The 9,927-nt window shown below is 64.0% G+C and carries 8 protein-coding genes; 4 read left to right on the top strand and 4 right to left on the bottom strand.

From position 1 onward, the window contains the following. The first annotated feature begins 245 nt into the window (after positions 1-245). From MKK67_RS01255 to MKK67_RS01245, 3 genes are all read left to right on the top strand, one after another. Positions 246-1,232 carry an IS481 family transposase gene (locus MKK67_RS01255; protein ID WP_243961224.1) on the top strand — a complete coding sequence of 329 codons (987 nt, stop codon included), beginning with the start codon at positions 246-248 and terminating at the stop codon, positions 1,230-1,232. An 813-nt stretch (positions 1,233-2,045) separates the two neighbouring features. Further along, the gene (locus MKK67_RS01250) at positions 2,046-2,699 is read left to right on the top strand and encodes a ParA family protein (protein WP_243961216.1); all 654 of its coding nucleotides are present in this window, start codon (positions 2,046-2,048) and stop codon (positions 2,697-2,699) included. Between the two features lie 35 nt (positions 2,700-2,734). Next, positions 2,735-3,040 carry a ribbon-helix-helix domain-containing protein gene (locus MKK67_RS01245; RefSeq protein WP_243961206.1) on the top strand — a complete coding sequence of 102 codons (306 nt, stop codon included), beginning with the start codon at positions 2,735-2,737 and terminating at the stop codon, positions 3,038-3,040. Between the two features lie 4 nt (positions 3,041-3,044). Here MKK67_RS01245 and MKK67_RS01240 read toward each other — a convergent pair whose 3' ends face one another. Further along, the gene (locus MKK67_RS01240; RefSeq protein WP_243961205.1) at positions 3,045-3,740 is read right to left on the bottom strand and encodes a recombinase family protein; all 696 of its coding nucleotides are present in this window, start codon (positions 3,738-3,740) and stop codon (positions 3,045-3,047) included. 507 nt (positions 3,741-4,247) lie between these two features. Between MKK67_RS01240 and MKK67_RS01235 the strand changes: the two genes are divergently transcribed. Next, positions 4,248-7,244: a response regulator gene (locus MKK67_RS01235; RefSeq protein ID WP_243961204.1), complete on the top strand. Its 2,997-nt coding sequence runs from the start codon at positions 4,248-4,250 to the stop codon at positions 7,242-7,244. Positions 7,245-7,763: 519 nt separating this feature from the next. Here MKK67_RS01235 and MKK67_RS01230 read toward each other — a convergent pair. The 3 genes from MKK67_RS01230 to MKK67_RS01220 all read right to left on the bottom strand — a co-directional run bounded on the left by MKK67_RS01230 (position 7,764) and on the right by MKK67_RS01220 (position 9,231). Beyond that, positions 7,764-8,177 (bottom strand): heme utilization protein, encoded by a 414-nt coding sequence (locus tag MKK67_RS01230; RefSeq protein ID WP_243961202.1) that lies wholly within the window; start codon positions 8,175-8,177, stop codon positions 7,764-7,766. Positions 8,178-8,259: 82 nt separating this feature from the next. Further along, positions 8,260-8,712 carry a MucR family transcriptional regulator gene (locus MKK67_RS01225; RefSeq protein ID WP_243961200.1) on the bottom strand — a complete coding sequence of 151 codons (453 nt, stop codon included), beginning with the start codon at positions 8,710-8,712 and terminating at the stop codon, positions 8,260-8,262. A 258-nt stretch (positions 8,713-8,970) separates the two neighbouring features. After that, on the bottom strand, positions 8,971-9,231 hold the full coding sequence (locus tag MKK67_RS01220; protein WP_243961198.1) for a hypothetical protein: 261 nt from the start codon (positions 9,229-9,231) through the stop codon (positions 8,971-8,973). Between the last annotated feature and the right edge of the window lie 696 nt (positions 9,232-9,927).

The following is a 9,927-nucleotide window of genomic DNA, read 5'->3' as shown; positions in this document are numbered from 1 at the left end:
CAAGGAACGGCTGCAGCCACCGGTCCAGATCCTCACGCCATCCGCCAGCACCTGACATCGCGAGCACCCACGCTCATGGCCGTGGCAGGCGAATCCGCAAAAACCTCCAGCGTTCCCTCAATCTGCCAAAGTAGTGCTAGGTGTTTGGTTGCGGAACGTCGTTGGGATGTGGCACGCTGGGCGATCAAAGCCTACGCTTGGCGGTTCGAGGGTGTGCGCCGCCGTGTTGCCAGGAGGGCTCGTTGATGCTCGCCATCCATCCCCAGGCCCGCACCACCCCGGCTGTCCGCGCCGAGATCGCCCGCTCGTCCGAGAGCTCCGGGGTGCTGGCCAAGCGCTACGGCGTCTCAACCGAGACCATCCGCAAATGGCGCAAACGCGGCCCCGATGCCTGTCAGGATCGCTCGGCGCGACCCCATAAGCTGCCCTGGCGCGCCAGCGATGAGGAGCGCGCCATCGTGTGCGCGCTCCGCCGCTCCACCGGCTTCCCCCTCGATGCGCTGACCTTCGTTGTCAGCCACTTCCTGCCGCACCTGAACCGGGACGTCGTCTACCGCATCCTCAGGGCGGAGGGCCTCAACCGGCTGCCGCCCGCCGAGCAGGCCCTGAAGCCGCACGGCACCTTCAAGAACTACGAGGTCGGCTTCGTCCATGTCGACGTGAAGCACCTGCCCAAACTGCGTGACCGTGACGGCACCACCCGCAAACGCTACCTCTACGTCGCCATCGACCGCGCCTCGCGCTACGTGCACCTCGCGGTCATGGACGACGAGACAACGGCCTCGGCGGTGGCCTTCCTCACGGACGCATTCGACGCCTTCCCCTTCCGGGTCACCCACGTGCTCACCGATCGGGGCTCGTGCTTCACGGCCGATGCTTTCGAGGCCGCCTGCGAGCGGCACGGGGTGCAGCATCGCAAGACGCGCCCGTACACGCCGAAGACCAATGGTATGGTCGAGCGCTTCAACGGCCGGGTGCAACGGGAGGTGTTGGGCATCATGATCTACAGCCACGCCGACCTGGAGATCGTGCTGCGCGGCTTCAACGCGGCCTACAACGGCCGCCGGCAGCGCGTGCTCGAAGGTCTCTCGCCCGAGATGGTGTTGCGCCAGCGTCTCGAAGCTGAGCCCGCGTTCGCCAATCCCACCCACAGACCGCCCAGCCCAAGCCTCATCAAACGCGCCCTTCGCATCGTCGCAGATGCCAAGGAGGTCTCGCATCCAGACAGCTAGGATCGCCGATCGAAAGCTTGCCGCCGACCATCGCCTGTAGGGTTTCGAAGGCCTGGCATGCCTGTTCGAGCACGAGCGCGAACCCCGTCTCAGGCGTCTGCGCAGGGTACTGCGGCAGGTTGGCCCGCGCCGGGCCTTCGGCGTCATCGCTCACAGAAACCCGCTCCCCGAGTGCCCCTTGAAGGCGTTCGCCCGCCGGATGTACCCGACCACCGTCCTCGGATCCCGGTGCCCAGACTGGTCCATGATCCGGGCGAGGGCCCAGGGCTGTACCTTCGCCTCAGATGGTGCTCACGGTGTGGCTCGACACTAGAAGCACTGGTGGACACCCATGCGATGCTCCTTCGCGCTCTTAGCCGCTCTGGCCATCCTCGCCTGCCTTCCTACCACAGGACAGGCACAGAGCGCGGCCGAGCCGACTCGAAAGCCTGCTTCAGGCGCAACATCTGCAGGTGAGGAAGCCGCGTCAGCCGTCGACCCGGCGGTGCTCGATCGTTGCCGGCAGCGGGCGGAGAGTCAGAAGCTTAGAGAGGGCCCGGAGCGGAAGGCCTTCATGGGGACCTGCGTCACGCCGGAGGATTGAGCGGGTGAAAGGGCGAGGGGTGTCTGATCGGCTCATACACTCCTAAGCAAGGCTCGTAGAAGGTCATGTCCAGACCGAGCTACCGGTCATCGCGTTGACGTGTCAACAATTTGTCGCGTCAGGATGGTGACGGGTTGTCTCGTCATCGTGTTGTGGTGATGAACTGTAAACCTGTTGCCGCGATGATCCGTCAGCCCGTCAGCCCGTCAGCCCGTCGGAAGGTCAACACGATGCGCACACTCGCTCTCGTTTCGCAGAAAGGCGGGGCCGGAAAAACGACGTTGGCTTTGCACCTTGCGGTGGCGGCTCATCGCGCAGGTCTCCAAGTCGCGATCGCAGACCTCGATCCGCAATCGTCCGCTTGGAAATGGTCCGAGCGCCGTAAGGATCACCCAGAGGCGGTCGTCACATCGGCAGAGCAGCTCGAACACGTGAAGGCCCAGGCTGCGGCCGGCGGCCTCGATCTCCTCATTATCGACAGTGCGCCGCATGCGGACCGGCCGGCCCTCGTGGCCTGCAAGGCGTCCGACCTCGTGCTGATCCCCTGCCGTGCCTCAATTCTCGACATCGACGCGATCGGGCAGACCCACGACCTCACGACCATCGCCCGCAAGCCATCGTGGGTCGTTTTCAACGCCTGCAACACCTCAACAGAGTTCGATCTGGAGGAGGCGCGCGCCGGCCTGCGCGAACGCGGCATTCCCGTCTACTCGGGCGCGGTCTACCAGCGTGTTAGCTATTCGCGTGGCTTCATCCCGGGCCGGACCGCTCAGGAAATTGAACCTGCGGGGCGGGCGGCGACGGAGATCGAGGATCTGTTCCGGTGGGCGGCCAATCAGATCGGCCTTGTCCTCTCGCAGCCTGCCAACATCGAGGCCGCCTGATGAGCGCCGCACCTCGTTTCAGCCTCCGAGCCGCCGTGACCGATAGCGTCTCGACCGGCCGCCGGGATGAGCCTTCCGCGGTCGTAGAGCCCGAGGATGTTCCCGAGGCTGCTCCAGTCCAGGTTCCGGCGGTTCCCCGGTCTATCAAGAATACTAAGACCAAGCGCCCCGCCACGCGCCAGGGCGCGCGCGGGATCACCGTGTGGGTCGAACCCGAGGTCTACCGAATGATCAAGTTGGTGGGCCTCGACACCGACATGACCACACAGGACGTGATGATGGAGGCGATCAACGACCTTCTCGCCAAGAGGGGCAAAGGACGCCTCATGAAGACGCGCTGACCTGTCAACACGTCAACGTGTTGACAGGCTGACACGCTGCCAGCACCCGCCGTACCTGCGCGGCCGACCACACCCCTCCTCGGGCAGCCGGGATGCCGCGGGCGTTCAGCGCCGCTGCAATTTGGCGTAGCGACACGGCACCCTCGGCTCGCACGGTGGCGATGACCGGGGCGAGATCCATGGCACGCTCCCCCGCCCGCTGCGCCTGTCGAGCCCGGCTGCGCACCTGGCCGGCCTCACGGTTCGATAGGTTTTTCGGCTTGCCCAAGCGCACGCCCCGGGCCTTCGCCGCCGCCAGCGCCGCCTTGGTTCGGGCCGAGATCATCTTGCGCTCGGCCTGTGCGACCACGGCCATGATGCCGACCACAAGCTCGTTCGCCTCCGGCATGTCCGCCGCCACGAACCGAACGCCGGCCTTCTGCAGGTTCAGGAGAAAGGCGGCGTCACGAGAGAGCCGGTCGAGCTTGGCGATCACCAGCGTCGCCCCGTGGAGCCGACACAGCGCCATGGCCTCAGAGAGGCGAGGGCGGTTATCTCGGGACCCGCTCTCGACCTCGACCAGTTCGGCCACGTGGCGCCAAGAGCCGCCCGCGAGGAAATCAGCCACGGCGCGCCGCTGCGCCTCAAGCCCCAGGCCGGATCGGCCCTGCCGCTCGGTGGAGACCCGGAGGTAGGAGACGAAAGCGCCGCTGCTGCTCACCGACCACGCGCCTCAGCCTCGACAGCGTCCTGCATAGCCTTGGCCCAGTGCGGACACATGCGCGTACGCAGGTCTTGTAGGTGACGGCGTTCGTGCACGTGCTCGCAGAGGCGCATGAACTCCTCCGTCCATTCGGCGGTGCTGGCCAGCCCCTGATCGGTTGTCCCGAAATCTGTGAGGCCGCAGCGCGGACAGACCGCTGTGTGCATGCGTTGCCCTCCCATTAAGACCAGCGTTTCGTCTGATAGAACGAGCGTTTAACCGGATGAAACACCCGCCCGCGATGACGCCTGGGATACACCCAGGCTTCCCCGGGGCCGGTCCCGAACCCATCTCAGGATTATCCGCCGCGGAGCGGTCGGGGGTGTGCAGCGTGGTCGGGATGCAGTCAGTCGGCTCGTCGCGGCCGGTTACATTATTCGTGGCTGCAGGCCTGAGGCTCGAAAGCTACTTGCTTGGCAACGACGGCCATCCTGTGCCCTACCAGCAGGGGCATAGGTAACTCACATGCATGATCCCCAGGTGCTCATTCAACGTCCCGGTTGGCATGGCTCGCGCCCCTTTGTCGGTCTGCGCACTTCGCCGTTGGCCTATGCGCTTCTCGCCTTAGCCATCATGGCAGCTGGTTGGAACCTCGTGGCCAGCGATGCTGCCCGTACTGAGCAGGTACAACGAAGAGAGCAGATCAGCCGCAGCGACCGCTTGCTCTCGACGATGAAGGATCTGGAGACCGGTATGCGCGGCTACGCCTTAACTGGCATGCCCGAGTACCTCGAACCCTACGCCGACGCACTCAACCGCATCGGGGACGAAGTCGCCTACCTCGCCGTCCTAGATCGCACGTCCGCCGACTCTGCCGTCGCGGCGCTCGCCCCCGTTCGCAAGCTGATTGACGAGGAGAAAGCGTTCTCCGATCGCGTCGTGACAGCTCGTCGCGACCAAGGCTCCGACGCCGCTACCGCCCTGGTCGCGACCGGCGAGGGCAAGCGTTTGATGGACGCGATCCGCTCTGCGACCGCGGCGGCGAACAATCGCGCCGGTGAAGCGCTTGCTGAGAGTGAGCGCCGCGACAGGCTGCGTTACGCTATCCTGACCGCGTGCAGCCTACTCTGCGCCACTCTCGCCGTGGCGCTATTGGCGCGCCTCGCCCTCGTCCGCCGCCGCGAGAGCCAGCGCAGCAGCGGGCTGTTCGAGGGCGTGCTCGCCAATGCCCCGGTCGGCCTGGGCTTCCTCGACGGCGATCTGAAGATCCGTCACATGAACCGTGCGCTGGCGACGATGAGCGAGCGCGGCTTCGGGGCCGATCTCGGCGCGCCGATCTGGACCCTGCTGCCGAAGTTGGAAGAGCAGCTCACCCCGCTGCTAGAGGCAGCGCGTGATCATGGTCTGGTCAGTGCCGACGTGCCTGTGAACGTACCGAGTGAGAGCGCGCCGGGCGGAACGCGCCACTTCCGCATGAGCTTCTATCCGCTACGCCAAGATGAAGGGCCTGCAGCGAACGGCGTTGGTGTCGTCGTCACTGATGTAACCATGGCGGCGCTGTCCGAGGCTCAGGTACGCGCGGGCGAGGCACTGCTGCGGACCGTGCTTGATACCCTGCCGGTGGGCGTGCTCATCGCCGAGGCCCCGTCCGGCCGGATCACCGGCTACAACGCCCGGGCCGAGGCGATACTGGGGCACGGGGTACTGCCCGCGCAATCCGGTGAGGGACCAGCCCGCTGGGTTGGCTTCCACGAAGACGGCCGGCCGGTCGAGCCGAGGGAGTGGCCGCTGATCAAGGTGGTGCGCGAAGGCGAGCCCCAGTCGGAGCTAGAGGTTGACTACCAACGCGGCGATGGTTCGCGCGCCTGGGTCAGCTTCGCCGGAGCGCCGATGCGGGATCTAGACTGCAAGCTCGTCGGCGGCGTGGTCGTTGTGTCCGATATCGATGCCCGAAAGCGCTCCGAACACGTGCTCGCGGCGGCCAAGGAGGCCGCGGAGGAGGCTAACCGCGCCAAGTCTGAGTTTCTAGCTAATATGAGCCACGAGCTGCGCACCCCGCTTTCAGCGGTAATTGGCTACTCGGAGATGCTGCAGGAGGAAATGGAGGACGCAGGCCAGGCGGACCTGCTCCCAGACATGAAGAAGATCGAGGCGAACGCGCGCCATCTGCTTGGGCTGATCAACGACGTACTCGACTTGTCCAAAATCGAAGCCGAACGCATGGAGGTCTATCCGGAGAGTCTCGACGTAGCCTCCACCGTGCGCGACGTGGCCGCTACGGTCGAGGCCCTGGTGGAAAAGAAGGGCAATGCTCTCAGCTTGGATCTCGCGGACGGGCTGGGAGGCGCCTACACCGACGCGACCAAGCTGCGTCAGTGTCTGATCAACCTTCTCAGCAATGCCGCTAAGTTCACGGAAGGTGGCCGCATCACCTTGTCGGCTCACAGGCAAACGGACGAGGCAGGTGATAGCTTGGTGTTCGCGGTGTCGGATACCGGCATTGGCATGAGCGAGGAACAACTGGCGCGGCTGTTCCAGCGTTTCGGCCAGGCTGACGCATCGACGACGCGCCGGTTCGGCGGCACAGGGTTAGGCTTGGCTATCACGCGCGCGTTCGCGCACATGCTCGGCGGCGACATCGCGGTCGCGAGCCGCGAGGGTGAGGGTACGACCTTCACCCTAACGCTCCCGGCAAGCGTAGCTGATGGCGGGGAAGCTCAGGCCCTTCCTGGATCATCGACGACGACTGCACGATCCGAGATCCATGAGGCGGAGGGGAGCGCGGTCCTAGTTATCGACGATGATCAAGCGACCCGCGATCTGCTTGCGCGCTTCCTGACAAAAGAAGGCTTCCATGTTGCGACAGCGGCCGATGGAAAGGCCGGGTTAGAGTTAATTTGCACCCGGCGGCCACGGGCAATTCTGCTCGATGTGACTATGCCGCGCATGGACGGTTGGGCCGTGCTGCGCACGCTGCGCGCCGACCCGGAGCTAGGTGATCTTCCGGTGATCATGGTGACGGTTCTGGATGAGCAGAACCTCGCATTTTCGCTAGGCGCCACCGACTATTTGCAGAAGCCGGTCGATTGGGCGCAGCTGAAGGAGGTGATGGAGCGGTTCCGGCCAAAGCCCCACGACGGTCCAGTGCTGATCGTGGACGATGATGCGGACTTGCGCGAGTTGATGACATCGCAGCTGACTCGGGATGGCTGGCAGGTGGCGACGGCGGTGGATGGTCGAGCCGGCCTAACAGCGGTCGCCGAGCACAAGCCCCGGCTGATCCTGCTCGATCTGATGATGCCGGAGTTGGACGGGTTCGGCTTTCTGCGGCTGCTGCGCACCCGCCCAGAGTGGTACGATATTCCTGTGGTGGTGCTGACGGCCAAGGACGTCACCGCGGACGACTTCCGTCTGCTGGCCGGGCAAGCCGACCGCGTTGTGCAGAAGGCCGGCCTGTCCTTCTCGGACCTCTCAGCGATGCTGCGGACGCTCTACAGAACGGCTCCGATTGAAGGGTCTTAAATTCCAGACCGAAAGCACGTGATCCCGCCGATAGAGCGGGGGGTGCCGTCGCCTCGGGCTTAGACGGCGCCGAACATGCAAGGCCGGGCGAGCCGTGATGATATGGCTGCTCAGCCGGCACGCAAATCATGCTCCGTGTTGCAGCGTTCCTCTGGCCGTTGCCGCGGTGACGTGGCATTTCACATCCATGGCGATATCTAATGCGCGAACCTGTGAGGTTCAGCTCGACGGAGCATGGCGCGCCGTCAGTCTCGATGAGGCTGCCGTTGATCACCCGTCGGAGCTGAAGCGCTGCCCGGTTTGCCATGGGCGAGTGATGATCCTCGGGGCTTACAGTAGGCCCGACGTTCGGCGATCCATGTCGCATCGGAAATCGCACAGCGGCTGTCCGCTGAAGCCGGACACGTACTCCGGCACGCCCTCGCTACACCCCCAAGCGCTCGTGTAGATCCTCCGTCGTCCGCGTCGCTTCCCTGCCATCAGCTCTCTTACGGCCTTGGGTAGTGACGCGAGTGGTCTTCAAGCCCGGCGCGCGGTCCAGCTGCCGCTACAGTTTAGCAAGCCACCTTCCTGTGTCCGCCACGTGCCGCGACCGAGGCCGTCTCCATCAATCGCCCCGTTCACGAGGGCTTTGGCCGTAAAGGTTGCGATCGTTCCCCGCACGATGCCGGCCAACGAGATGCCGCCCTTCACCGTGTAGAACATGCTCCCTGTCGCCGTCGCGATGCCGTGTGCCACGTCAATCTGAACGTGCGTCGTCGCTGGGCAGGCACCGGATGCCGTTGACGCTTCCAAGTCCCATCGGCCGTCGAACTTTGCGGGGACGGACACTGGATCGCCGGCCGCCTGCGCATCGAGGCTGCCGATCACGAAGGCGGCGATCGTGAAAGCCTTGCGCATTCCCGACACCTTACCGTTCTCCCCGATGAACATAACGCTAGCGGCTTCCGGGGCAGTGCCCCGTCATTTCGTAGATCGTGATCGCGGGGCGATCAGGTTGGAGCTCTAGGCTTGATCAGACAGCCTTACGTCGGGCTTTCGGGGTAATTTTAGCCATCGCACCTGGGCGCCCGAGGCCGATCGCCTTTGCCAACACGGAGCGGCGCTCGGCATAACTCCGAGCGACCATCGGATAGTCGGCCGGCAGGCCGTAGCGCTCGCAGTAGCTCTGCGGGCTGAGACCATAGGCGGTCAGGTGCCGCTTTAGTGTCTTATAGGACCGACCGTCGATGAAGCTGACGATCCCGTCCTGATGGACCGACTTACGGATCTGGGCCGAGCTCGGCTTGTCGACGGCTACGGACGCGTCCGTGCCGGCCGAGACGGTGCTCGCCCCGGAGACGAGACTGGCGATCGCGCCGTGCACGCGGGCGATCAGCGCCGGCAGCTCGGTTGCCGGAACAGGATTGTTCGACACGTAGGCGGCGACGACATCGCCCGCCAACTCGGTGGATGAATAATTAGACACGGGTTGATCCGATCGAATTCAGCTGACCCAGCGGGGTCACCACATATTTTTCCGTCGCATAAATATTCAAAAAAGTATTCAGGCATTGATGTCGCATGCAATAACTATGATGCGACATATTTGCAGGCTTGGTCGCCCGCCAGCTTAACATTAAGTGCAAAAGGGAAATCAGTTCGGGATCAGTGCCGCTGCCGGATCTCTGTAGATCTTAGCTGTTAGCTGCCTTGCAGAGGCTCTTCCACGAGGCGGTGGATGAGATCAGTGCTTGACCGGTTCGTCTACGAACGAGCGAATGCCATCCTCGTTCAACGCATGCTCGAAGGCCTCATAGGCCGTTTGATCGTCCGAGAACGTGTCTTCCCAGACGGTGTGGCCATCCTCGTGGTCGACGACCTCCAGGGTCCAGTCGTCATCGCTCTCAGCGAACCGGTAGATGTGAACCTGTACCGTGCAGCCGTCACGCGTGACGTGGCCGCCTAGCGGGGAGAATTCGATCTTGCGATCGGGGATGGTGGCCATAAGCTTCTTCTTTCACACACCCTTGAGAGGCACGCCGGTCCTGTAGCGATTGTACTTCCGACCGATCCTATCGAGTTGCGGCCCTACCCCTACCAGTGTCATCGGTCGATCAAGTTCGGCGACCACGCGCAGCAGCCGGGCTCGGAACAGCTCGTCGGGCTCAATATCACTCATGTTCTATTCAACAGTGCGACGACACCACTTGCTAGAAGCCCCGCGCCTAGAACAATCAGCGAAGCGTTCTCGATGCCTTCGTCGGAGAGAAGCCGCGTACTAGCGCCTGCCACGATCGCGACAGATAGGACTGTCGTGACCCGGCTTATCCTCACGTCAGATAGCCCTTCGCCTTCAGGTGCTCAGTCGGGGGCTTCATGGATTATCTCCATTCACCACAGCACCTAGTCGGGTTGCGCCGCGATCACAGTGCCCGTGATGGGTCGTCGGATCAATGCTGGCAGGCAGCCCCCCTTTTTCATGCGCGCCAAGCTTGGCGCGCCGCGATGATATGGCCGCCTGGCCGGCACGATGGACTCGATTGACTGGACTGCGATAGCTCTAAGAGCCTGTTTGAGCGCCTCTGCCGGCCGTCCCCATCTGTCTCGTGTAGCAACACAAATTCCGCCTGGCGGGGCGGGGTGGAGAGCAGATGTGGACGGACCGACATCGGACGCGTCACGAGGCGCGTCTGAAGAACAT

This window comes from Methylobacterium sp. J-072 (genome assembly GCF_022829425.1).
Lineage (GTDB): Bacteria > Pseudomonadota > Alphaproteobacteria > Rhizobiales > Beijerinckiaceae > Methylobacterium.
The sequence above is the reverse complement of the archived record's forward strand: the minus strand, read 5'-3'. Positions and strand labels throughout refer to the sequence as shown.